Here is a 23,948-nt window from a genome sequence, read left to right on the forward strand (position 1 = left end):
TCGATTTCATATGACTCGCCACTTCAAGTCCATCACGCCCGGCGCCCATCTCTCGGACCGGGTTGCCGATACGCTCGCCGCAGAGATTCGCGCGGGCCGCCTCACGGTGGGCGACAAGCTGCCGACCGAAGCCGTGCTAGGCGAGCAGTTTTCGGTCAGCCGCACGGTGGTCAGGGAGGCGGTTTCGCGGCTGAAGTCGCTCGGGCTTGTTGACTCGAGGCAGGGCAGCGGCGTGTACGTGAAGGACGCGGGCTTTTCGCCGCTGAACTTCGACGCCCGCTACGCGGTGTCCAAGCAGGCGGTGATCCAGATGGTCGAAGTGCGACGGGCGCTGGAAGCCGAGGTCGCCGCACTCGCCGCCCAGCGGCGCACGCAGGCCGACGTCAAGCGCATTCGCCAGGCTATCGCCGCGCTGGAAAAGGCCGTGCACGCCGGCGGCGACGGTGTGAACGAGGACGTCAAGTTTCACCGCGCCATCGCCGAGGCGGCTCGCAATCCCTTCCTCATCGGCACGCTCGAGTACCTGGGCCAGTTTCTGCAAGGGGCCACGCGCGTCACCCGGGCCAACGAAGCGCGGCGCGCCGACTTCGCCAAGCAGGTGGCCGACGAGCACGAACAGATTTCCCAGGCGATCGAGGCCGGCGACGTCGCCGCGGCGCGGCGATCGGCGGCGCGCCACATGGACAATGCCATCAAGCGCATCGAGCAGGCCGACCCGGCCTTCTGGCCCGAGGAGGGCGTACAGCTGGCGCGCCCGCTGGTCACGGGCCTGCGTCCCAGCGCCTGAAGCGCGCCAGGCGCCCGCCGCCGCCATCGGGGAAAACCCCGAGAGGGATGGTTCCGTAAATTTGTATGATAACCATACGAATTTAGACAACGGAAGCGGTTTGCGAAACGCTGCCAACGACAGGCGAGGCCATGAAAAAAATCAGCCCGCTGATCCTGGCCGCCAAAGCAGCCACCTGGCGCAAGGCAATGGCCTTCGCCAACATCAAAACGGATTGAGAACCAATGAACAAGACCAACGTGGGTGTCATCGGCCTGGGCGCGATGGGCCGGGGCATCGCCCAGACTTTGAGGAGCGCCGGCTATGCGGTGCATGTGTGCGATGTCCGTGCGCAGGCGGTGCAAGACTTCGTGGCCGAAGGCGGCGTGGCCTGCAGCAGCCCGGCGCAGTTGGCCGCGGCCTGTGAGGTCGTGGTTTCGGTGGTGGTCAACGCCGCCCAAACGGAAAACGTGTTGTATGGCGAGCAGGGCGCCGCGTCCGCCATGAAGCCGGGCAGCGTGTTCGTGATGTGCTCGACCGTCGATCCCCATTGGTCGATCGCGACGGAGGCGCGGCTTCACGAGCTCGGCATTCATTACGTGGACGCCCCGATTTCCGGCGGCGCGGCCAAGGCCGCGGCCGGCCAGATGACCGTCATGAGTTCAGGCCGGCCCGCCGCGTATGAACGGGCCGGCGACGTGCTCGACGCCATGGCCGGCAAGGTTTATCGCCTGGGCGACTGCGCAGGCGCGGGCAGCAAGGTCAAGGTCATCAACCAGCTGCTGGCCGGCGTGCACATCGCCGCCGCGGCCGAAGCCATGGCCCTGGGGCTGCGTGAAGGCGTGGACTCGCAGGCGCTGTACGAAGTGATCACCAACAGTGCCGGCAACAGCTGGATGTTCGAGAACCGCATGGCCCACGTGCTGGCCGGCGACTACACGCCGCTGTCGGCGGTGGACATCTTCGTCAAGGACCTGGGGCTGGTGCTCGACATGGCACGCGCCAGCAAATTTCCTTTACCCTTGTCGTCCACCGCGCACCAGATGTTCATGCAGGCGTCCACCGCAGGCTTCGCGCGTGAGGACGACAGCGCGGTGATCAAGATTTTCCCGGGCGTCGAGCTGCCGCCACCCAGGCGCTGAGCGAACGTCCATTTTTTTAACCACAGGAGACATTCACCATGAAGATCAAAACCTTGGCCGCCGGGCTGGCCGCCGCCGCACTGTGCGCCGCGCAGGCGCAAACCGTTGTGAAAATCGGCTACGCCACCACGGCGACGTCGCACTATGGCGTGGGCACCAACGCCTTTTGCGAAGAGATCGACAAGGGCTCCCAGGGCCGCTACAAGTGCCAGCAGTTTCCCAGCGGCGCGCTCGGCGGCGAACGCGAAATGGTCGAGGCGGTGCAGTTGGGCACGCTGGACCTGGTGAACACCTCCACCGGCCCCGTGGGCAACTTCGTGCCCGAGGTCAAGGTCGTGGACATCCCCTTCCTGTTTCGCGACTACGAGCATGCACGCAAGGTGCTCGACGGCCCGATCGGGCAGGATCTGCTCACCAAGTTCCCGGCCAAGGGGCTGGTGGCCCTGGCCTGGACCGAAAACGGCTTTCGCCACATGACCAACAACAAGCGGGCCATCGTGAAGCCGACCGATGCGGCCGGCCTGAAGATGCGCACCATGGAGAACAAGGTGCACATGGAGGGCTACCGCGCCTTCGGCATCCAGCCCACGCCCATGGCCTTCCCCGAGGTGTTCGGCGCACTGCAGCAAGGCACGGTGGACGGCCAGGAGAACCCGATTCCCGTGATCCTGGCTTCCAAGTTCGTGCAGGTCCAAAAGCACCTGTCGCTGACAGGCCACGTCTATTCCCCGGCCCTGATCATCACCTCGCCGCGCCTGATGGCCAAGCTGAACGAGGCTGACAAGAAGGTGTTCTACGAAGCGGCGAAGAAGGCCGCCGTGGCGCAGCGCAGGAAAGTGAACGAAGACGAGGCCAACGGCATCGCCCAGCTGGAAAAGGACGGCATGAGCGTGGTCAAGTCGGTGGACGGCCAGAGCTTCCGTGACGCGCTCAAACCCGCTTATGCAAGCTATGCCAAGGAATTCGGCGCCGACAACATCCGCCGCATCCAGGACTTCAAGTAAAGCAGGCCAGTGCCGCGCGCCATGAAAACCTTCGAACACTACTTCCTTGCAAGCAACCGCTGGCTGCTGATCGTGACGCTGGCGGTGATGGCTGTCATCATCTTCGCCAACGTCGCGCTGCGCTACCTCACCAGCCAGTCCATCGAATGGGCCGAGGAAGTGGCGCGCCACCTGATGATCTGGCTTACCTTCCTGGGCTGCGGCCCGGTGCTGCGCTACGGCGGCCACATTGCCGTCGAGAACCTGCAGGACGCGCTGCCGCCCCGGGCGGCGGTGGCGCTGCGCGCAGCCATTGCCTTGCTGCTGCTGGGCTTTTTCATCTTCTTCATCTGGTTCGGCATGGACTACATGGAGCGCACCCAGTACCAGCAGACGCCCGCCACCCAGATCTCGTTTGCCTGGATTTATGCCGCCTTGCCCGTGGGCGCAGCGCTGATGCTGATCCACTGGCTGCTGATGGCGCGCGGCTACATCCTGCGCCGTGAATTCGCCGCCGACGCCCATTTTGACGCCAACGCGAGTGCTTCACTATGAGCGCCGCGCAGAACCGCTTCAAGCAAGCTCGCGCCCCCTCGGGGGGCAGTGCAGCCGCCCCGGCGGCAAACGTGGGGGCCTTATGAGCGCCAGCGCTGTTCTCCTTATTACCGCCTGCATCTACCTGGCCGTCGGCGTGCCGGTGGCCTTCGCGCTGGGCCTGTCCACGGTCACGGCCCTGCTGCTCACGGCCCAGTTCCCGATGCTGGTGATGCTGAAGGAAACCTTCACCGGCATCGACAGCTTTCCGCTGATGGCCGTGCCGTTTTTCATCCTGGCGGCCGAGCTCATGAGCGGCGGCTCGCTCACCGATGTGCTGCTGCGCTTCGCCGGCCAGTTCGTCGGCCACCGGCGCGGCGGGCTGGGCTACACCAACGTGGTGTCGCTGACCTTCTTTTCGGGGATCTCCGGCTCGGCGCTGGCCGATGCGGCCGGCCCCGGCTCGATGCTGATCAAGATGATGGACAAGGCCGGCTACGACCGCTCCTACGCGGCGGCGCTGACGGCCTCCACCGCCATCGTGGGCCCCATCATCCCGCCGTCCATCATCATGATCATCTATGCGCTGGCGGACGACAACGTCTCGGTCGGGGCGCTTTTCGTGGCCGGGCTGGTGCCCGGCCTGCTGATCGCCGCGGCCATGTGCGTGGTGAACTGGCATGTCTCCAAGCGTCGCAACTACCGCGGCGATGGCGAGCATCCGTCGATGAGCGAGATCCTGCGCACCACCTGGAAGGCGCTGCCGGCCATCCTGCTGCCGGTGGTGATCCTGGGCGGCATGCGCGCCGGCTGGTTCACGCCGACCGAGGCTTCGGTGGTGGCGGTGTTCTACGCCCTGCTCTGCGGCAAGTACGTGTACCGCACGCTCGAATGGAAGGCCGTGCCCGACATCCTGGCGCGCTCGGCGCTGCTCACCGCCTCGGTGCTGATCATCATCGCCATGTCGGCCTCGTTCGCCTGGGTGCTCACCATCGAGGGCATGCCGCAGCTGGTGGCCAACTGGATCGCCGACATGCACCTGGGCGTGTGGGGCTTCCTGATCGTGGCCAACATCTTCCTGCTGCTGTTCGGCATCTTCATCGAGCCGCTGCCCGGCGTCATGGTGCTGGTGCCCATCCTCGCGCCGGTGGCGGCCAAGCTCGGGGTCGACCCGATCCACTTTGCAATGATCGTGATCTACAACCTGACGCTCGGGATGATCACGCCGCCGGTGGGCGGGCTGCTGTTCGTCACCTCCAACGTCTCGCGTGTGCCGCTGGCGGACTTGACGCGCGAACTCAAGCCTTTTCTCTGGGCGCATGGCGTGGTGTTGATGATCCTGACCTTCGTGCCGGCCGTCAGCAACTGGCTGCCCCATGCCCTGGGCTTCAAGTAGCCGATGCCGGCTTTGCTTTGCATGAAAGACAACCATCCCATGAACATCCTGATCACCGGCGGCTGCGGCTTTCTCGGCGCGCGGCTGGCGCGCACCCTGCTGGCCCAAGGCACGCTGTCGCTTGCGGGCGCGGCTGCCCAGCCCATCACGCGCATCACGCTGGCCGACCGCGTGCCGCCGCCCGACGACCTGGCCCAGGACCCGCGCATTGCCTTCGCCGGCGGCGACCTCAATGAGCAGCTGGAAAAGGGGCAACTGCCCCTTGCCGGCACCGCGCTGATCTTTCACCTGGCCGCGGCCGTCAGCGGCGAATGCGAGGCCGATTTCGACCTGGGCATGCGCAGCAATCTGGACGCCACGCGCGCACTGCTCGAAGGCTGTCGCGCGCTCGGCACCAAGCCGGTGCTGGTGTTTTCGAGCTCGGTCGCGGTGTTCGGCAATTCGCCCGAGCAGCCGCTGCCGGCCGTGATCGAAGACACGACCCTGCCCACACCGCAGGGCAGCTACGGCGTGCAGAAATTCATGGGCGAGCAGCTGGTGGCCGATTACACGCGCAAGGGCTTTGTGCAGGGCCGCAGCGTGCGGCTGATGACGGTGTCGGTGCGCCCGGGCCGGCCCAACGGCGCGGCGTCGAGCTTCCTGAGCGGCATGATCCGCGAGCCGCTCGCGGGCGTGCGGGCCACGGTGCCGGTGCCGCCGGATACGGCGGTGGCGCTGTCCTCGCCGGCCAACACGGTGCGCGGCCTGCTGCGCGCCGCCCAGGCGAGCGGCGCCGAATGGGGCGCCCGCACGGCCGTCAACCTGCCGGCGCTGACCACCACGGTGCGCGAGATGGCCGCGGCGCTGGAGCGCGTGGCCGGGCCCGCCGCCACGGCGCTGCTTGACTGGGACATCGACGAAGGCATCAAGGCCATCGTCGGCAGTTGGCCCAGCCGGGTCGAAACGGCGCGTGCCCAGGCGATCGGCCTGCAGGCCGACACCGGGTTCGAAGCCGTGATCCGCGACTATGTGCGTGAAAACCCGGGCGCCGTGAAGCTGGCGCTGCAACCAGGGCTGCAACAAGAATTGTGATGAGCAAGATTCTTCTCGGCTGCATCGCCGACGACTTCACCGGCGCCACCGACCTGGCCAACAACCTGGTGCGCAGCGGGATGCGCGTGGTGCAGGCCATTGGCATCCCATCGCAACCCATCGCTGCCGATGCCGACGCTGTGGTCATCGCGCTGAAGTCGCGCACCATCGCGAAAGCCGAAGCGGTGGAGCAGTCGCTGGCCGCGCTGCGCTGGCTGCAGGACCAGGGTGCGCAGCAAATCTACTTCAAGTACTGCTCCACCTTCGACAGCACACCGGCCGGCAATATCGGCCCGGTGACCGAGGCCTTGATGGACGCGCTGGCGAACGTGGAAGGTGGGGACTTCACGATCGCCACGCCGGCCTTTCCCGACAACCAGCGCAGCGTGTTCAAGGGCCACCTGTTCGTGGGCGAGACGCTGCTCAGCGAGAGCGGCATGCAGAACCATCCGCTCACGCCGATGACCGACGCCAACCTGGTGCGCGTGCTGCAGGCGCAATGCGAGCGCAAGGTGGGCCTGATCGATTACCGCGTCGTGGCCCAGGGCGAGGCCGCGATCCGCTCGCGCATAGCCCAGCTGCGCGGCGAGGGCGTGGGCCTTGCCGTTGTCGATGCACTCTCCAACGACGACCTGCTGCGGCTGGGCCCGGCGCTCAAGGGCATGCCGCTGGTGACGGCCGGCTCGGGGGTGGCGATCGGCCTGCCGTCCAACTTCGGCATCGCGCCGTCCTCCCATGCCAGCGAGCTGCCGGCCGCCACGGGCCTGCAGGCCGTGGTGTCGGGCAGCTGCTCGCTGGCCACCAACCGCCAGGTGCTGGCCTTCATCAAGGCCGGGCGCCCGGCGCTGGGCATAGACCCCTTGCGCATCGCGGCCGGCGTAGACGTTGCCGCCGAAGCGCTGGCCTGGGCCGAGCCGCTGATTCAGAAAGGTCCGGTGCTGGTCTATTCCACGGCGGACTCGAACGCGGTGAAGTCGGTGCAAGGCCGCCTGGGCGTCGAGGAAGCCGGCGCCATGGTCGAGCGCACCGTCGCGGCGATTGCGCGCGGCCTGGTGCAGCGCGGTGTGCGCCAGTTGGTGGTGGCCGGCGGTGAGACCTCGGGCGCCTGCGTGCAGGCGCTGAACATCACGCAAATGAAGATCGGCCCGCAAATCGATCCCGGCGTGCCCTGGTGCCATGCGTCGTCCGAAGCGGCTGCCGGAGAAGGTGTGCACATCACCTTGAAGTCGGGCAACTTCGGCAGCGACGACTTCTTCACCCAAGCCTTCACAATGCTGCAATGACTGAAAACCAGGCCCGCGAAGAAATCTGCCGCATCGGCCAAAGCCTGTTCGAGCGCGGCTATGTGCACGCCACGGCCGGCAACATCAGCGTGCGGCTGGACGATGGTTTCCTGATCACCCCCACCGATGCCTGTCTGGGCTTTCTCGACCCGGCCAAACTGGCGCGGCTGGACGCCAGCGCCAAACAGTTCAGCGGCGAACCTGCTAGCAAAACCATAGCGCTTCACGCAGGTATTTATCGGGCTGCGGCCCGATTTGATGCACAGACAAGCTGCGTGATCCACACCCACAGCACGCACTGCGTGGGCTTGAGCCTGCAGGCCGCGGGTGCCGAGCTGCTGCCGCAGGCTGACAAACAGCGGGAGTTGTTGCCCGCTGTGACGCCTTATTTCGTGATGAAGGTTGGCCATGTGCCGCTGATTCCCTATCACCGCCCCGGCGACCCGCAGGCGGCGGCCTTGGTGGCGCAAACCATAGTCCGCTATGGCGAACAAGGCGCACCGATCCGCGCCGTGATGCTGGAGCGCCTGGGTCCCAACGTCTGGCACCAGACGCCGGCCGCGGCCATGGCCACCCTCGAAGAACTTGAAGAAACCGCCAGGCTCTGCTTGCTGGCCCACCCGAAACCCGAGCCGCTGACTGAAACCCAAATCGACGAACTGCGCCAGACCTTTGGCGCGCGCTGGTGAAAACACAATGCCTCAATTTGCCGCCAACCTCTCCATGCTCTACCCCGAGCTGGACTTCCTCGACCGCTTCGAAGCCGCCGCCAAGGACGGTTTCAAGGGCGTGGAGTACCTGTTTCCCTACGCCTGCGACCAGCAGGAACTCGCTGCGCGCCTGAAAGCCCACGGCCTGCAGCAGGTGCTGTTCAACGCCCCGCCGGGCGACTGGGACCAAGGCGAGCGCGGCCTGGCCTGCCTGCCGGGGCGCGAGGCCGAGTTCCGCGAAGGCATGGCCAAGGCGCTGGCCTACGCCGCCGCGCTGAGATGCCCGCGCGTCCATGTCATGGCCGGCCTCGTGCCCGCCGGCGTGGAGCGCGATGCGGTGCGCCCGACCTATGTGAGCAACCTGCGCTGGGCTGCGGCCGAGGCCGCGAAGCAGAACGTGGACTTGCTGATCGAGCCGATCAACACCCGCGACATCCCGCGCTTCTTCCTGAACCGGCAGGACCATGCGCATGAACTGATCGCCGAGATCGGCGCGCCCAACGTCAAGGTGCAGTTCGACCTCTACCACTGCCAGATCGTCGAGGGCGATGTGGCGATGAAGATCCGCCAGTACCTGCCCACCGGCCGCGTCGGCCATTTTCAGATCGCCGGCGTGCCCGAGCGGCACGAGCCCGACGTGGGCGAGATGAACTACCCCTACCTGTTCAAGCTGATCGACGAGGTCGCCCGGCAATGCGGCTGGACCGGCTGGGTCGGCTGCGAATACCGGCCCGCGCGCGGCGCGCAGCCCGGCGGCACCTCGGCGGGCTTGGGCTGGTTGAAGCCCTGGCGCTGATTTGGGTGGACTCTGGCGGGCGCTCGTCTCGGGCTTCATTCCCCTGTCATCAATGAGCTGCCGCATGGATTCCCGCCTTCGCGGGAATGACGGGGGGTTTGGAGCGCCCCGATAGAATCGCGCTATCTTTTTCACTACCGGTAGCGCCCGTGTCAGACCGTTTAGCCGCCCTGCTCCAATACTTCATCCCCAAGCTGGCGCTCACGGCGTTTGCAGGCTATGTGGCCGGGCGTGAGCGCGGCTGGGTCACCACTGAAATCATTCGCCGCTTTGTCGCCAGGTACCAGGTCAACATGGACGAGGCGCTTGAGAGCGACATCGCCCACTACGCCACCTTCAATGACTTTTTCACCCGCGCCCTGAAACCCGGTGCGCGGCCCTTGGCGGCGGCCGACCTGATTTGCCCGGTGGACGGTGCCATCAGCCAGTTTGGTGCGATTGAGCACGACCAGATTTTTCAGGCCAAGGGCCATAGTTATTCCACGACTGCGCTGGTCGGCGGTGATGCGGCGCTGGCGGCGCAGTACCAGGACGGCAGCTTTGCCACGCTCTACCTGAGCCCCAAGGACTACCACCGCGTCCACATGCCTTGCGACGGGCGCCTGACGCGCATGATCCATGTGCCGGGCGAGCTGTTTTCAGTCAATCCGCGCACGGCGCGCGGCGTGCCCGGCCTGTTTGCGCGCAACGAACGCGTGGTCTGCGTGTTTGAGTCCGCGCGCGGCCCGTTTGTCCTGATTCTGGTGGGCGCCACGGTGGTCGGCAGCATGGCCACCGTGTGGCACGGCGTGGTCAACCCGCCGCGCGTGAAGGACATGCGCGACTGGCGCTACCAGGATGCCCAGGATGCACCCGTGACCCTGAAGCGGGGCGAGGAAATGGGGCGCTTCCTGCTCGGCTCCACCGTGGTGATGCTGTTCCCCAAGGGGCCCTTGCAGTTCAACCCCGCCTGGGCGCCCGGGCGGGAGATACGGCTCGGCGAAGCCATGGCCAGCTATAGCGCTGTGACCTGACCCGCGCGGCCGTGGGCGGTGGCGCAGCGCCTGTTACAAGGGTACAGTACGCGGTGATAGAAAAAACCAGGACGGGCCGCGTCGCGCCTGTGCCTGCCCAACTGCCGGAGTCCCTCATGAACGCCCCCTTGCACCGCGAAATTCCCGCCAGCATCCTCAATGCCGCCCAGGCCCTCTCGGAAGTCACCGCCAAGTGGGACGGCGATATCGTCAGGCAGCTCACCGACTACATTGCCGTGCCGGCCAAGTCGCCCATGTTCGAGAAAGACTGGGCCCAGCTGGGCTATCTGGAGCGCGTGCTGCGCACCGCAGCGGACTGGGTCAAGGCGCAAAACGTGGCGGGACTGACGCTGGAGATCATCCAGCTGCCGGGCCGCACGCCGGTGCTGTTTTTTGAAGTGCCGGCCTCCTCAGGCGCGACGGAGGGCGCAACGCCGGCCAGCAGCACGCAAACTGTGCTGATGTACGGCCACCTCGACAAGCAGCCCGAGTTCAACGGCTGGCGCAATGACCTGGGCCCCTGGACCCCCAAATACGAAGACGGCAAGCTCTATGGCCGCGGCAGTGCCGACGACGGTTATGCGGTGTACGCCAGCATCGCCGCGATCCAGGCCCTCAAGAGCCAGAACGTGGCGTACCCGCGCATCGTCGGCCTGATTGAAACCTGCGAGGAAAGCGGCTCCTACGACCTGCTGCCCTATGTCGACGCCTTGCGCAGCCGGCTCGGCGACGTGGCGCTGGTGGTGTGCCTGGACTCGGGCGCCGGCAACTACGACCAGCTGTGGCTGACCACCAGCCTGCGCGGCAATGCGGCCGGCGTACTGAAGGTTGAAATTCTCACCGAGGGTGTGCACTCGGGCGACGCCAGCGGGCTGGTGCCCTCGAGCTTTCGCATCATGCGCCAGGTGCTGGACCGGCTGGAGGACAGCAAGACCGGGCGCCTGCTGCCGCAAAGCTTTCACTGCGAGATTCCGGCCGAACGGCTGGCGCAGGCGCAGGCCACCGCGCAAATCCTGGGCGACGAGATTTACAAGCGCTTTCCGTGGGCGCACTACGACTGCGAAGGCGCGGGCTCTTTTGCGCTGCCGACCACCACCGACCCGGTGGAGGCGCTGCTTAACCGCACCTGGCGACCGACGCTGAGCGTGACCGGGGCCGAGGGCTTCCCGGCGCTCAAGGATGCCGGCAATGTGCTGCGGCCCTACACCGCCTTCAAGCTGTCGCTGCGCTTTCCGCCGCTGGTTGACGCGGCCCAGGCGGTGCAGGAGCTCAAAACCCTGCTCGAAGACAACGCGCCCTACCAGGCCAGGGTCACCTTCGACGGCGTCAGCGGCTCCACCGGCTGGAATGCACCCAGCACCGCCCCGTGGTTTGAAAAAGCCCTCAACGACGCCTCGCAGGCCTGCTACGGCGCGCCCTGCGGCACCATTGGCCAGGGCGGCACGATTCCGCTGATGAGCATGCTCAGCAAGGGTTTCCCCAAAGCGCAAATGATGGTGTGCGGCGTGCTGGGCCCCAAGAGCAATGCCCATGGGCCCAACGAGTTTTTGAACGTGCCTTACGCCAAAAAACTTACCGCTGCCGTGGCGCATGTGATGGCCAGCCTGCCCGGCTGATCCCAGGATTCCGCCCTTTTTCAATCTCACCGCCCGAATTCATGAACGCTACGGTCCTGGCCCCCTTCACCGCTCGCGATGGCGAGAACCTGGCCATGTACGAGTGGCCGATTGATACCTGGGAAGAGCACGGCGCACCGCCGCCGCGCGGTGTGGTGCTGATTGTTCACGGCCTGGGCGAGCACGCCAGCCGCTACGAGCATATAGCCCGCCAGCTGCTCGACTGGGGCTTTGCCGTGCGCGCCTACGACCAGCGCGGCCATGGCGAATCGGGCGGCACGCGCGGCGCCCTGCCCAGCGACGCGGCCTTGCTCGACGATCTGGCGGAAGTAGTCGATGACACGCGCCTGCGCTGCGCGCGCCTGCCGCAGGTGGACCCGGCGAAACCCCTGCCCTTCATCCTGCTGGGGCACAGCATGGGCGGCCTGGTGGCGAGCCGTTTCGTGGCGCTGAACATGCGGCCGGTGGACGGGCTGGTGATGTCCTCGCCGGCGCTGGATGCGGGGCTTAATCCGCTGCAAAAACTGCTGGTCGCGACGCTGCCCCACATCGCGCCCAATCTGTGCGTCAACAACGGGCTCGACGCCCGCTATTTGTCGCACAAGGCGCAAGTGGTTGAAAAATACCTGGCCGACCCGCTGGTGCACAGCAAAATCTCGTCGCGGCTGGCCCGCTTTATCGCCACCGGCGGCCCGGCCACGGTGGCCGCGGCCGCTCACTGGCGCACGCCCACACTGCTGATTTATGCGGGTGCCGACAAACTCGTCAACCCCGCTGGCAGCCGCGCTTTTGCGCAGGCCGTGGCCCGCTCGGCGAGCGTCAAACCCGGGACCGTGACCACCAGGTGCTTTGACGCGCTGTACCACGAGATCTTCAACGAGGTCGACGCGACGCCCGTGTTTGCCACGCTCAAGGCCTGGCTGGATGCGCGCTTCTAGTTTTGAAGTAAAAGAAGGCCGTTACCCGGCGTGTATTGTGCGCCGACAGCTGTTTACTCAGCAGTCCGAAAGTAGTGTGCGACATACTTTGTCATCCTGAGCGCAGCGAAGGATCTCGGCATGCTGGCCAAGATTCTTCGCGTTGCTCAGAATGACAGCATGGGTGGCGTCGCCTTCGTGACGGACTGCTGAGTAAGTGACGGTCAAACGTTCTGCGGCCTGCGTTGCCCCATGGCAAACCAGCCCAACGCCAGAGCGGTCAGGCCCAAAGGCAGCAGCGCGCCCAGGTTGAGCAGTGCCCAGCCCTGCGTGGTGACCAGCACGCCCGAGGCCAGTGAGGACAGGGCCAGCACGGCGAACACGCAGAAGTTCAAGGCGCCCTGTGCCCGGTCTTTTTCTTCCGGGCGGTAGGCGGTCAGCGCCAGCGTGGTGCTGCCGGTGAACAGGAAGTTCCAGCCCAGGCCCAGCAAAAACAGCGCCAGCAGAAACTGGTGCAGGTCCACGCCCGACAAGGCAATGAGCACGCACAGCACATTGAGCGCCAGGCCGACGGCCATGATCGTCAGGGCTCCCCACTTCTTGATCAGATGCCCGGTGAAAAAACCCGGTGCAAACATGCCGATCACATGCCACTCCAGCACCAGTGCCGTATCCGAAAACGACAGCCCGCAGACCTGCATGGCAATCGGCGTGGCCGCCATCAGCAGATTCATCACGCCAAAGCCCAGCGCGCCCGCGGCGGCGGCCACCAGGAACACGGGCTGGCGCATGATCTCGGCCAACGGCCGGCTTTCATGCGCCCCCACGCTCGTCACTTCGTGTACTTCGCTGGACGTGCCGCTGCGAGACGCAGCGGCCCTTCCGCCCGACCAAGCCTGCGCAGGCAGGCTTGGAGCCGCGGGCGTCAGCCCCGAGAGGGCTGGCCTTGCTTGGGGCGGCCCGGCGCGGCGGCCGTGGCCACCGCCGGATTCGGCCGGCGGAAAATGGATGAATGCCAGCAAGCCCATGGACAGCAGCGCCACGGCGCTGAGGGCCAGGTAGGCGCCGGCAAACGGCACGTCGGTCAGGCTGCGGGTGTGCGCGGCCAGGTTCGGGCCGGCGACCGCGCCGATCAGGCCGCCGGCCATCACCAGCGAGACCGCTTTTTCACGAAATGCCGGCGCGGCCAGCTCGGCCGCCGCAAAACGGTACAGCTGTGCATTGGCGTTGTAATAGCCGGCCACCACCGTGGCGGCCACCAGCAGCCAGAAGTTTTTGCCGTAGGCCGCATAGGCGCACAGCCATGCCGAGGCGCAGGCCACAGCCAAGCCCAGCTGAAACGAGATTTTGCGCCCGAAGCGGCTCTGGGTTCTGGCCACCAGAGCGGTCGACAGCGCGCCACCCACCACATAAGCCATGATGGGCAGCGTGGCCATCCAGCCCAGCGGCGCCAGGCTCAGGCCCACCAGCCCATTGATGGCGATGAAGGTGACGTTGTTGGTGAGAAACAAGCCCTGGCAGATGGCCAGGAGCCAGAGGTTACGGTTCATGAAGCTTTGAATGGTCGCGGGATTTAGCCGGCGACCAGCCCGCCCGCTTTGACATCTCGACGCATGGCGCCCAGCACATCTTACGTGAGCGCGGTGACGCTCAAGCGTTGCTCACCGGTTGACAGCCGCTCAGGGCGGGGTCAGGACCAGCAGGGACAAGCCGGCCAGCGGGGCGGTTTCGGCGCGCAGCACGCGCGGGCCCAGCGTGACGGGCGCAAAGCCGCCCGCCATGGCAGCGTCTTCTTCCGCCGCCGACAGGCCGCCTTCCGGGCCGCTGAGAAAGGTCACCGGGCCGGCGGCGGGGTGGGCAGGCAGAAGCTGTGCCAGCGGCTGGGTGCCTGGCCGCAGGGACAGCAGCAGCCGGGTGGCGGCGGGGCTCTCAGGCTGAAGGGCGGCGGCCCACTGCGCGAAGGCAAGCGCTTCATGAATCACCGGCACGCGGTTGCGGCCGCACTGCTCGCAGGCGGCAATCGCCACGCCGCGCCAGTGCGCGAGTTTTTTGGCGGCCCGCTCGCCCGTCAGGCGCAGCACGGAGCGCTCGGCCATCAGGGGCTGGATGCTGGCCACGCCCAGTTCGGTGGCTTTTTCCACCAGCCAGTCCATGCGTTCGTTGGCCGGCATGCCCAGCACCAGGTGCACCGCACGGCCGGCCTCGCGCGCGGTGGCGCTGTAGGCCCCGACCAGGACCTGCACCTCGCTGCGGCCCATGCGCTCAATCGTGGCTTCAAACTCGCCTTCGGTGCTGTCATCGCCCAGGCCCTGGCCCCCCAGCCCGTTGAACAGCGTGATGCGCTCGCCCGGCTGCAGGCGCAGCACCTGCACATGGCGCGCCGCGTGGGCGGGCAGGCTCACGGAGGCACCCGGGTGCAGCGGCAGGTCGGCGTAGAAGCGGGCGGGCATGGGTTTGAAGGGGCGGGCCGTTGTTTTTGCTATTGATTTAATAGCTGATTGTGCGGGCGTTGCATGGGCTGGAGCCCTATTTGGCTTAAAAAGTGTAGCCGACCCGGGTTTCGTCGCCTTCGATCTGGTCGAGCAGCACCATCAGCGGCCCGAGCTGGCGGTAGCGCGCGGCGGTGCTGCGGGCGTATTTGATGAAGCGCGGCGTGTCGGCCAGGTACTTGGGTTTGCCGTCGCGCAGCGTCAGGCGCGCAAAAATGCCCAGCACCTTGAGGTGGCGCTGCAGCCCCATCCACTCGACTGCGCGGTAAAACTCGCCAAAGTCATCACCGACCGGCAAGCCCACCTGGCGCGCCTTCTGCCAGTAGCGCACGGTGACGTCGAGCACGAAATCTTCTTCCCAGCTCAAAAAGGCGTCGCGCATCAGGCTGGCAATGTCGTAGGTGATGGGGCCGTAGACCGCATCTTGAAAGTCCAGGATTCCCAAGGCCCCCACGCTTGTCGCTTCGCGTACGGCGCTGGACGTGCCACTGCGAGACGCAGCGGCCCTTCCGTCCGTCCCAGCCTGCGCAGGCAGGCTTGGAGCCGCGGACGTCAGCCCCTCAGGGGCTAATTTTCCTAGGGGCGGCCCGTCGGAAAATTGCGCCACCATCAAGTTCCTCGGCATGAAGTCGCGATGCACGTAGACCCGCGCGCCGCCCAGGGACTGCAGGTTGCTGGCCTTGATCTGGGTAAACAGCGCCTCGAGCTTGCCGTGCAGCACGGTGTCGCCGGCCAGGCCGCGGTGCTGGTTCACGTACCAGTCGGGAAACAGCGCCAGTTCGCGCGACAGCAGGGCGTCGTCATAGGGCGGCAGCACATCCGGCCTGGAGGCCAGCTGCCAGGTGATCAGCGCCTCCACCGCGTCCATGTACAGATCGTGGCAGGCCTGGGCGTTGGTGGCGGTGGCCAGGGCCCCGGCCGGTGGGTTGATCACATCGAGCAGGGTCTGGTGGCCCAGGTCGCTGAGCAGCATGAAGCCCTGCGCTTCGTCCCAGGCCAGCACACGCGGCGCGTTCAGGCCGGCGTCGGCCATCAGGGCCGCCACTTTCACAAAGGGCTTGCAGTCTTCCTGCGCCGGTGGCGCATCCATGATGATGCGGCTTGAATCACCGGCCGCCGTGTCGACCCTGAAATAGCGCCTAAAGCTGGCATCGGCCGAGGCCAGCCGGACGGTTTCGGGCTGCAGCGCGTGCGTGAGGGCGGTGGCGTCCAGCCAGCGGGCAAAAGCGCTGGCGCGGGCGGGGTCGGCCCAGGCGATGGTGGCATTGGTCATGGTGGCGGGCGTCTGCCTGCGGCAAAGGCTTCAGGCCGCGGGCTGGTGGGGTGGGTGGTCATGGATAATCAGGCCTGATTTTACAAACGGGTTTATCTCATACCAACGATGCGCCGTGCATCCCGCTCGCTTTTTCTTCTTTCCCCGGTAAGCCACGCCGTGTTCAGTCTGGTGTCCTGCGCCGCGCTGGGGCTGGGGTATGGCGGGTCGGCACACGGGCAGCCCCTGCCCTCCGAGTTGAACACCCCAGCCGCCGGGCCGGCCGGCAACGGCCCGGTCAGGCTCAAGGGCTCGGCCATGCTGGCCGAGCAGCCGCCCAGCGGGCCCGGCAACGAGCTGCCGACCTTTGTCTTTGGCGACCGGATCTCGGGCCGCCCCAACCTGGAAACCATCATTGACGGCAACGCCGAGCTGCGCCGCGGCGCGACGTCGATACGCGCCGACCGGCTGGAGTATTACCAGCCCACAGATACGGTCAAGACCCGCGGCAATGTGCGCATCAACAATGCCGGCAACCGGTTCCGCGGCCCCGAGCTGGAGATCAAGCTCGACACCTTCGAGGGCTTTTTCAGCCAGCCCGAGTACCAGTTTCTGGTCAATGGCGGCCATGGCCGGGCCGACCGCGTCGACTTCCTTGACGACAAGCACCTGGTTGCGCGCAATGCCACGTTCACCACCTGCGAGCGTGGCAACGAGGCCAGCTGGGAGCCGGCCTGGGTGATGCGGGCCCGGAGCATCAAGTTCGATCTGGAAGAGGAAACCGGCGAAGCCACCGGAGCGGTGCTGCGCTTCAAGAATGTGCCGATCCTGGCCTTCCCCACCATGAGCTTTCCGCTCAGCGACAAGCGCAAATCCGGGGTGCTGCCGCCGACCTTCGATCTGGACAGCACCAGCGGCACCCTGGTCACGGTGCCGTATTACTTTGACATCGCGCCCAACCGGGACGCCACGTTGTCACCGACTTTCATGAGCAAGCGCGGCGTTGATCTGGGTGCGGAGTTCCGCTATCTGGAGCGGGACTACAAGGGCGAGCTGCGCACCAGCCTGATGCCCGGCGACCGGCTGCGCGACCGCAACCGCTGGACCTATGCCTTGCAGCACAGCGGCACCTATAACACCGGGTTGTCCAGAATTGGCAATGTCGGTTTCAACCTCAACCTGAACCGGGCCAGTGACAACAACTACTGGCGGGATTTTCCCCGCAGCAGCAGCTCGCTGACCCAGCGCCTGCTGGCCAATGACGGCAGTGTGAGCTGGAGCCAGGGCTTTTTCTCGACCTCGGCGCGGGCGCTCAAGTGGCAGACGCTGCAGGATGTGAGCTCCCCCATCACGCCGCCCTACGACCGTCTGCCCCAGCTCACGGCGAGCTACACCCGCGTCAATGCACCGCTGGCCGGCTTGGCGAATCTGGGCGGGTTCGACTGGTCGCTGGACGGGGATTACACGCGCTTTTCCTCCGTCAGCCGCCTGACGGGCCAGCCCAACGCCGACCGGGCCTTTGCCCGCGCGCAGATCAGCCGTCCCTGGATCACGCCGGGCTGGTACATCACGCCCAAGCTGCAGCTGCATGCCGCCAGCTACCAGTTTGATGCACCGCTGGCCAATGGCAGCCGGTCGGCGTCGCGTGCCGTGCCGACCTTCAGCCTGGACAGCGGTTTGCAGTTTGAGCGCGACACCCGCTTTTTCGGCCGCAATTTCACCCAGACGCTGGAGCCGCGGGCTTTTTACGTGCGCACGCCCTACCGCGACCAGAGCCTGCTGCCCAACTACGACTCGGGCGCCAACGACTTCAATTTCGCCACGGTGTTCACCGAAAACGCCTTTGTCGGCAACGACCGCATTTCGGACGCCAACCTGCTCACGCTGGGCCTGACCTCACGCCTGCTCGATCCGGCGACCGGCGCCGAAGCCGTGCGCCTGGGCGTGGCGCAGCGCCTGCGGTTCTCCGACCAGCGGGTCACCCTGCCGGGCGGGCAGCCGGTGGTGGACCGCTTCAGCGATGTGCTGTTCGGCGCGTCGCTGAACTGGGTGCCGCAATGGTCGTTTGACGGCACCACCCAGTACAACCCCAAAACCGGCCAGTCGGAGCGCACCACGCTGGGCGCGCGCTACAGCCCCAGCAATTACCGTGTGATCAGCGCCGCCCTTCGCCGCCAGCGCAACGTCAGCCAGCAGTTCGATGTCGGCTGGCAATGGCCCATCAACGACTTGTGGGGCGACAAAGGCCAGGACCTGGGCGCCGGGCGCGGCCAGGGCGGTGGCCGCTGGTACAGCGTGGGCCGCTTGAACTACAGCGTGCCCGACAAAAAGCTGGTTGATGCCGTGATCGGCTTTGAGTACGATGGCTGTTGCTGGATTGGCCGGGTCGTGATGCAGCGCTCCCAGAGCAGCACCGCCACGGCCAACACCCGCATTTTGTTCCAGCTGGAATTCGTCGGTTTTTCCCGCCTGGGTGCGAACCCCCTGCAAACCCTGAAATCAAACATTCCGCGCTACCAGTTCCTGCGCGACAAAACCGATCCGCCTAGCCGTTTCACCACTTATGACTAACTATCCCTTCTTCGCCCGTCTTTTTCCGGGTCGCCAGATCACCCTGGCTTTGCTGCTGGCCTTGCCCGCCGCGCTGGCGCAGGCCCAGGGCCTCAAGCCGGCCGGCCAGCTGGGCCCGTTGCGCCAGCCGGAACTGCCCGCCAGCAATGCCGCAGTGGCCGGACTCGGCAAGGGCGTACAGCGCCAGGCGGATTTCATTGTGGCCGTGGTCAACTCGGAGCCCGTGACCAACAACGAAGTGCGTCTGCGGCTGATCCGTGCCGAGCAGCAGCTGACCCAGCAAGGCGTGCCCTTGCCGTCCCGCCAGGAATTGGCGCGGGACGTGCTGGAACGCCTGATCAACGACCGGGCACAACTGCAGCAGGCCCGCGCCTCGGGCGTGCGGGTGGATGACAATGCGGTTGACGAGGCGGTGGCGACGGTGGCCCGGCAAAACCAGGTGTCCATTGCCGAACTGCGCCGCCGTCTCGCGGCCGATGGCATTGCCTACAGCCGGTTTCTGTCAACCTTGCGTGATGAGCTCATGCTGGTCCGTGTGCGGGAGCGCGAGGTCGAGCAGCGGGTGCGCGTGAGCGAGCAGGACATCGACGAGTTTTTGCGCGAGCAGGAAGGCCAAGCCGGATCGGCCGCGCCGGAAATCAACCTGGCCCAGATTCTGGTGGCCGTTCCTGAAAATGCCAGCCCGGCACAAATCACGGCGCTGCAGGCCAAGGCGCAGGCGGCGCTGGAGCGTGCCCGCGCGGGCGCCGACTTTGCCGCACTGGCCCGTGAGGTTTCCGAGGCGCCCGACCGCGCGGTCGGCGGACAGCTGGGCCTGCGCAGCGCAGACCGCTATCCGGCGCTGTTCGTGGAAGCCACCCAGAATCTGCAGGCCGGTGGGCTGGCCGGGCCGGTTCGCAGCGGCGCCGGCTTTCATGTGCTCAAGGTGATTGAAAAGAAACAGGGCGGCGCGCCGGGCGCCAACATCGTGCAGACCCGGGCCCGCCATATTTTGCTTCGGCCCAGCGCCCAGTTGAGCGAAGCCCAGGCCCAGGCGCGCCTGGCCGACTTCAAGAAACGCCTGGCTGCCGGCCAGGCCGACTTTGCCGCTCTGGCCCGCGAGAACAGCCAGGACGGCTCGGCCCAGGAGGGCGGCGACCTGGGCTGGGCCAACCCCGGCATGTTTGTGCCCGAGTTTGAGCAGGTCCTGAACACCCTGGCGCCCGGCCAGGTTTCCGACCCGCTGGTCTCGCGTTTTGGCGTGCACCTGATCCAGGTGATGGAGCGGCGCCAGGCCCAGCTGTCGCAACGCGAACAGCGCGAGGTCGCACGCAGCCTCGTGCGCGAGAAAAAACTCGACGAGGCCTATGTCGTCTGGGCGCAGGAAGTGCGCGGCCGCGCTTATGTGGAATACCGCGAGCCGCCGCAGTGAATGTAGCCCCCACGCTTGTCACTGCGTGTACTGCGCTGCCCCCCGAGGGGGCCGCTGCGCCTGCGGTCTGGCAAAGCCAGTCCCGCGGCCCCTGCTGGGATGAAGAGCCCCCACGCTCGCTCACTGCGTGTAGCTCTCGAGGCCTTGCAGGCCGCGGCTCGCCAGAAAATTGCTTGAACCTGTCGGAGAGCGGCCCCAACTTTGGCGGGCGCAACTGATCGTGAAACATATCCCGCGCAAGCGCTTTGGTCAGCATTTTCTGATTGACCAGGGCATCATTGAGGGCATTGTGCAGGCGATTGCACCTCGGGCAGGTCAAGCCGTGGTGGAGATCGGCCCGGGACTGGCGGCCCTGACCCAGCCCCTGGTCGAGCGGTTGGGGCACTTGACAGTGATCGAGCTGGATCGCGATCTGGCGCAGCAGCTGCGCGGGCACCCGCAATTGACGGTGGTCGAGTCCGATGTGCTGAAGGTGGACTTTGTGGCGTTGGCAGGCGTAGGGGCGCAAAAACTGCGCGTCGTTGGCAACCTGCCCTACAACATCTCCACGCCGATTCTGTTTCATCTGCTCGATGCCGTCGATGTGATCGAAGACCAGCATTTCATGCTGCAAAAGGAAGTGATAGACCGCATGGTGGCGTCGCCCGCCACCAGCGACTATGGCCGGCTCAGCGTGATGCTGCAATGGCGCTACGCCATGGAGAACGTGCTGTTTGTGCCGCCGCAAAGCTTTGACCCGCCGCCGCGGGTCGACAGCGCCGTGGTGCGCATGGTGCCGCATGCGCAGCCGGCCCCGGTCGATTCGATGCTCCTGAGCGAAATTGTGCGGGTGGCCTTCAGCCAGCGCCGCAAGCTGTTGCGCCACACGCTGGGCCGGTGGCTGGAAGCGCGCCAATGGTCTGGCGTCTTCGATTTGCAGCGGCGTGCCGAGGAGGTGCCGGTTGACGATTACCTGGCACTCGCGCTGAAACTGGGCTGAACCGGCGTGCCGTGGCCCTGCTCAGTGAGCCATTGCACGAAGGCCTGCGCCACTGGCGAGGGCCGCATGGCCGGCGAGCTTGCGAGCACCACGCGCTGTGGCGTGACCGCTTCCTGCAAGGGGCGGCATGCAATCGGCAGGCCGTCGTAGCTGTGATCCCCGGCGGGCCGGGTGCAGGACAGTGCGACGCCATAGCCATGCGCGACCAGGCCGCGCTGCATTTCGAAGCTCTGGGTGTACTGGTGCCGCTGCGGGTGCAGGTCGTGGGCCCAGAATAGCGAGAGGAAGTACTCTCGCGTTTGCGCAATGTCTTCGAGGATCAGGTTCTCCTGCGCGAGCTGCGACAGGCTGACCTGCGGCTGCGCCGCCAATGGATGGGCTGGCGGCAGCAGGGCGTAGGGACGCAGCTCGGCCAAGGCCCAGCGTGTGGTGCGGGCATCGAAACCCAGATCATAGGTGAGCGCCAGCTCCGCCTTTCCAGCATTCAGGCTGCGTTGGACCGTGGCCAGGTCCGCCTCAAACAGCGTGACGGACACGTCCGGGTGCCGGGCCCGGAAGCCGGCCAGCAAGCGCGGCACATAGTAGGGCCCCAGGTCCTGAAAACAGCTGAGCGAGAGCTGGCCCGACAGGCCTGCCACAGGGCCTTCATCCGCAATGCCGGCGGCCAGCGCCAGGATGTCGCGGGCCCGGCCCAGTAGCCGATGTCCGGTCGGGGTCAGGGCCAGGCCGCGGCTGACCTGGCGTCGAAACAGGGGCTCGCCCAGGGTCTGCTCAAGCTGCGCAATGGCCAGGGAGACCGAGGGCTGCGACACATGGCGCGCCCGCGCTGCGGCGCTGATGCTGCCGTGCTCGGCGGCGGCAATGAAGTACTCGAGCTGGCGAAAGGAAAAAGCAATCATGAGTTTTATCTATATTGAATCATAAGAAATATATGCTTTTCCTATTTTCTTGGGCCACGGATACTTGCTTCCACAACGTTCGACAACGCCTCTGAACGAAAAAAGGAACGCTCCATGGAGATCAAGCCATCCGACATCGAAACCTACCAGCGCGACGGTGCGCTGGTGCTGCGCGGCGCCTTCACCGACTGGGTGGACCGCCTGCGCGAGGGCTTCGAGCAAAACCTCGCGCAGCCCGGCCCGTTTGCCATTGAAAACGTGGGCGCCGGCGAAGGCGGCCGTTTTTTCGAGGACTACTGCAACTGGCAGCGCATCGCGCCATTTGGCGAGTTCATCCGGCAGTCGCCGGCGGCGGCCATTGCCGGGCAAATCATGCAGGCGCGCCAGGTCCAGGTGTTTCATGAGCACATCCTGGTCAAGGAGCCGGGCACGAGCAAGCCCACGCCCTGGCACCAAGACCTGCCCTACTACTGTGTGGACGGCTTGCAGACCGCGAGCTACTGGATTCCGCTCGACCCGGTCACCCAGGCCAACACGCTGCGTGTGGTGCTGGGTTCGCACCGCTGGCCCAAGCTGGTGCGCCCCAAGCGCTGGGCCAGCAACGAGAATTTTTATGCCGGTGACGACGCCTTCATGGAAATGCCCGATGTCGAGGACGGCAGCCACGCCATCCTGGTCCCCGAACTCGCGCCGGGCGATGCGGTGGTGTTCGACTTTCGCACCGTGCATGGGGCCGCGGGCAACACCGGCACCAGCCGGCGGCGGGCCTTTTCGGCACGCTTTTTGGGCGAAGATGTGCGCTACCTTGAGCGGCCCGGCCGCACCTCGCCGCCGTTTCCGGGGATTGGCCTGAGCACCGGCCAGCCCATGCGCCAAGACTGGTTCCCGGTGGTCTGGCGTGCCTAAAGCCTGCACCACAACCGGGTTGCGGGTGGCAGCCGCATAAAAAAAGCCCGTCATGTGACGGGCTTTTTTGAGCAAGTGCGCTGCGTTTACGCCGCTGCGAGCCAGTAACCCGCGTTGAACGGACTGCTCATGCGCAGGGCTAGCGGCGACACGTCTACCAGTTTGTCGGTAGGCATGGGCTCTTCACCTTCTGCAACTGCTTGCTGGGCCTCATTCGCCCGATCCCCTTGGCCAATGTCTGGGGAGCGGGCTACAGAAAAGAATAGAAACATCTGAACTGGATCTTTCGATCCGCCCAGTAGTCCGCGGCATCCCTGAAGATGTCGAGCAGCTGCTCGCGTGCTTCTTTGTCAAACTTGGCGTTGGCCGGAATCTGCTCCAGCACAACGATAAAACCGGGCTGCGGGCCGGATTTGTGCACCAAATCCGTCATGCAGTCGTACAAGGCATCAAAGTTTTTGCCAAAGTGGGCCGGGAAGGTGTACTGCGCCGCAATCATGTCCAGCACATCCTGCTTGCTCTGGGCGTTGCCCAGGTTGGCGTACAGGAAATGCTGGCCCAGCTGCGTGGCGGCCTCCTGCAAATCCTGCACGCGGAACGCGCGTATGGATTGCACGATATTGGGTCTCACAGTACGAAGTGACATGTCCATCTCCGCGTCTCTTTCTTAAGTCAACATCTCAAAATTGACAATCACAGTTCAAGTTATTGAACGATTTTGCGAAAACTCGCATAGTGATCGTCGGTGTAATAACAGGCATCCGGCGCGGCAGGCTTGAGGCCACCGCACACGATGCGCCGGGCTCCCCGGCTGCGCTCACCGGGCGTTTTGACGGTGTATTCGCGGTAGTAGCCGCGATTATTGGCGGGGAGAATTCGCTCCCGATTGCCAAACACCGTGCCATCCTTGTCATACCTGAACGGCCCACCCTGGTAAATCAGCGTCAACATGTCGCGCCCTTGCGCGGGCAATTGGGTGCTTGCAATCGTGTCAAGCTGGGCCGCCGCAGCGGGGCCCTTGGCTTGCACCAGGCTGGGGTTTAACCCGGTTAAGCCGGCTGATATGGCTAGCAACGCGATCGCGCCAGCCAGACGCCAAGCCCCCCACCCCTTGCGCAACATGAAAACGCCTTTCTTGAACCCGGGTCGACCTTCTGGTTAACCCTTAAATTTCAAGTCGGCTAGTGTGACGCATGTGGCCGAAAAACGCAAGT

The 23,948-nt window shown here is 65.7% G+C and carries 22 protein-coding genes; 16 read left to right on the plus strand and 6 right to left on the minus strand.

Annotated elements, in window-relative coordinates:
* Positions 1-10 precede the first annotated feature (10 nt).
* From V6M61_RS17475 to V6M61_RS17530, 12 genes are all read left to right on the plus strand, one after another.
* Entirely contained in the window at positions 11-787 is a 777-nt protein-coding gene (locus V6M61_RS17475) for a FadR/GntR family transcriptional regulator (protein WP_332777867.1), read from the plus strand.
* Positions 788-1,011: 224 nt separating this feature from the next.
* Positions 1,012-1,908 carry an L-threonate dehydrogenase gene (gene ltnD / locus V6M61_RS17480; RefSeq protein WP_332777868.1) on the plus strand — a complete coding sequence of 299 codons (897 nt, stop codon included), beginning with the start codon at positions 1,012-1,014 and terminating at the stop codon, positions 1,906-1,908.
* A 38-nt stretch (positions 1,909-1,946) separates the two neighbouring features.
* Positions 1,947-2,912 carry a TRAP transporter substrate-binding protein gene (locus tag V6M61_RS17485; protein ID WP_332777869.1) on the plus strand — a complete coding sequence of 322 codons (966 nt, stop codon included), beginning with the start codon at positions 1,947-1,949 and terminating at the stop codon, positions 2,910-2,912.
* A 21-nt stretch (positions 2,913-2,933) separates the two neighbouring features.
* Positions 2,934-3,446: a TRAP transporter small permease gene (locus V6M61_RS17490; protein WP_332777870.1), complete on the plus strand. Its 513-nt coding sequence runs from the start codon at positions 2,934-2,936 to the stop codon at positions 3,444-3,446.
* Positions 3,447-3,528: 82 nt separating this feature from the next.
* Positions 3,529-4,821 (plus strand): TRAP transporter large permease, encoded by a 1,293-nt coding sequence (locus V6M61_RS17495; RefSeq protein ID WP_332777871.1) that lies wholly within the window; start codon positions 3,529-3,531, stop codon positions 4,819-4,821.
* 39 nt (positions 4,822-4,860) lie between these two features.
* Positions 4,861-5,892 (plus strand): D-erythronate dehydrogenase, encoded by a 1,032-nt coding sequence (gene denD / locus V6M61_RS17500; RefSeq protein WP_332777872.1) that lies wholly within the window; start codon positions 4,861-4,863, stop codon positions 5,890-5,892.
* Entirely contained in the window at positions 5,892-7,175 is a 1,284-nt protein-coding gene (gene otnK, locus V6M61_RS17505) for a 3-oxo-tetronate kinase (protein WP_332777873.1), read from the plus strand. Before denD ends, otnK begins: the two co-directional genes overlap by 1 nt.
* On the plus strand, positions 7,172-7,864 hold the full coding sequence (locus tag V6M61_RS17510) for a class II aldolase/adducin family protein (RefSeq protein ID WP_332777874.1): 693 nt from the start codon (positions 7,172-7,174) through the stop codon (positions 7,862-7,864). Before otnK ends, V6M61_RS17510 begins: the two co-directional genes overlap by 4 nt.
* A gap of 7 nt (positions 7,865-7,871) precedes the next feature.
* Positions 7,872-8,681 (plus strand): 2-oxo-tetronate isomerase, encoded by an 810-nt coding sequence (gene otnI / locus V6M61_RS17515; protein WP_332777875.1) that lies wholly within the window; start codon positions 7,872-7,874, stop codon positions 8,679-8,681.
* 149 nt (positions 8,682-8,830) lie between these two features.
* Positions 8,831-9,694 (plus strand): archaetidylserine decarboxylase, encoded by an 864-nt coding sequence (gene asd, locus V6M61_RS17520; protein WP_332777876.1) that lies wholly within the window; start codon positions 8,831-8,833, stop codon positions 9,692-9,694.
* Positions 9,695-9,810: 116 nt separating this feature from the next.
* Positions 9,811-11,310 (plus strand): M20 family metallopeptidase, encoded by a 1,500-nt coding sequence (locus V6M61_RS17525; RefSeq protein ID WP_332777877.1) that lies wholly within the window; start codon positions 9,811-9,813, stop codon positions 11,308-11,310.
* Between the two features lie 41 nt (positions 11,311-11,351).
* On the plus strand, positions 11,352-12,248 hold the full coding sequence (locus tag V6M61_RS17530; protein ID WP_332777878.1) for an alpha/beta hydrolase: 897 nt from the start codon (positions 11,352-11,354) through the stop codon (positions 12,246-12,248).
* A gap of 203 nt (positions 12,249-12,451) precedes the next feature.
* Here V6M61_RS17530 and V6M61_RS17535 read toward each other — a convergent pair whose 3' ends face one another.
* The 3 genes from V6M61_RS17535 to V6M61_RS17545 form a co-directional block, all read right to left on the minus strand.
* Entirely contained in the window at positions 12,452-13,777 is a 1,326-nt protein-coding gene (locus V6M61_RS17535) for an MFS transporter (protein WP_332777879.1), read from the minus strand.
* Between the two features lie 129 nt (positions 13,778-13,906).
* The gene (locus V6M61_RS17540) at positions 13,907-14,677 is read right to left on the minus strand and encodes a 16S rRNA (uracil(1498)-N(3))-methyltransferase (RefSeq protein WP_332777880.1); all 771 of its coding nucleotides are present in this window, start codon (positions 14,675-14,677) and stop codon (positions 13,907-13,909) included.
* An 85-nt stretch (positions 14,678-14,762) separates the two neighbouring features.
* Positions 14,763-15,989, minus strand: a complete 1,227-nt coding sequence (locus V6M61_RS17545) for an aminoglycoside phosphotransferase family protein (protein WP_332777881.1) — start codon at positions 15,987-15,989, stop codon at positions 14,763-14,765.
* A 108-nt stretch (positions 15,990-16,097) separates the two neighbouring features.
* Between V6M61_RS17545 and V6M61_RS17550 the strand changes: the two genes are divergently transcribed.
* From V6M61_RS17550 to rsmA, 3 genes are all read left to right on the plus strand, one after another.
* Positions 16,098-18,539 (plus strand): LPS-assembly protein LptD, encoded by a 2,442-nt coding sequence (locus V6M61_RS17550; RefSeq protein WP_332777882.1) that lies wholly within the window; start codon positions 16,098-16,100, stop codon positions 18,537-18,539.
* Entirely contained in the window at positions 18,532-19,950 is a 1,419-nt protein-coding gene (locus V6M61_RS17555) for a peptidylprolyl isomerase (protein ID WP_332777883.1), read from the plus strand. The genes V6M61_RS17550 and V6M61_RS17555 overlap by 8 nt, the downstream gene beginning before the upstream one ends.
* A 220-nt stretch (positions 19,951-20,170) precedes the next feature.
* Positions 20,171-20,929 carry a 16S rRNA (adenine(1518)-N(6)/adenine(1519)-N(6))-dimethyltransferase RsmA gene (gene rsmA, locus V6M61_RS17560; protein WP_332777884.1) on the plus strand — a complete coding sequence of 253 codons (759 nt, stop codon included), beginning with the start codon at positions 20,171-20,173 and terminating at the stop codon, positions 20,927-20,929.
* On the opposite strand, the gene V6M61_RS17565 is transcribed toward rsmA, so the two are convergent.
* Complete coding sequence (locus tag V6M61_RS17565; RefSeq protein ID WP_332777885.1) at positions 20,899-21,828, minus strand: LysR family transcriptional regulator; 930 nt, start codon at positions 21,826-21,828, stop codon at positions 20,899-20,901. The genes rsmA and V6M61_RS17565 overlap by 31 nt on opposite strands.
* 114 nt (positions 21,829-21,942) lie before the next feature.
* Between V6M61_RS17565 and V6M61_RS17570 the strand changes: the two genes are divergently transcribed.
* Positions 21,943-22,734: a phytanoyl-CoA dioxygenase family protein gene (locus tag V6M61_RS17570; protein ID WP_332777886.1), complete on the plus strand. Its 792-nt coding sequence runs from the start codon at positions 21,943-21,945 to the stop codon at positions 22,732-22,734.
* 250 nt (positions 22,735-22,984) lie between these two features.
* Here the strand turns inward: V6M61_RS17570 and V6M61_RS17575 are convergent, their stop codons facing one another.
* Positions 22,985-23,386 carry a barstar family protein gene (locus V6M61_RS17575; protein WP_332777887.1) on the minus strand — a complete coding sequence of 134 codons (402 nt, stop codon included), beginning with the start codon at positions 23,384-23,386 and terminating at the stop codon, positions 22,985-22,987.
* 53 nt (positions 23,387-23,439) lie between these two features.
* Positions 23,440-23,853 (minus strand): ribonuclease domain-containing protein, encoded by a 414-nt coding sequence (locus V6M61_RS17580; protein WP_442957807.1) that lies wholly within the window; start codon positions 23,851-23,853, stop codon positions 23,440-23,442.
* Positions 23,854-23,948: the final 95 nt, after the last annotated feature.

The organism is Polaromonas sp. (assembly GCF_036676035.1).
Lineage (GTDB): Bacteria > Pseudomonadota > Gammaproteobacteria > Burkholderiales > Burkholderiaceae_C > Polaromonas.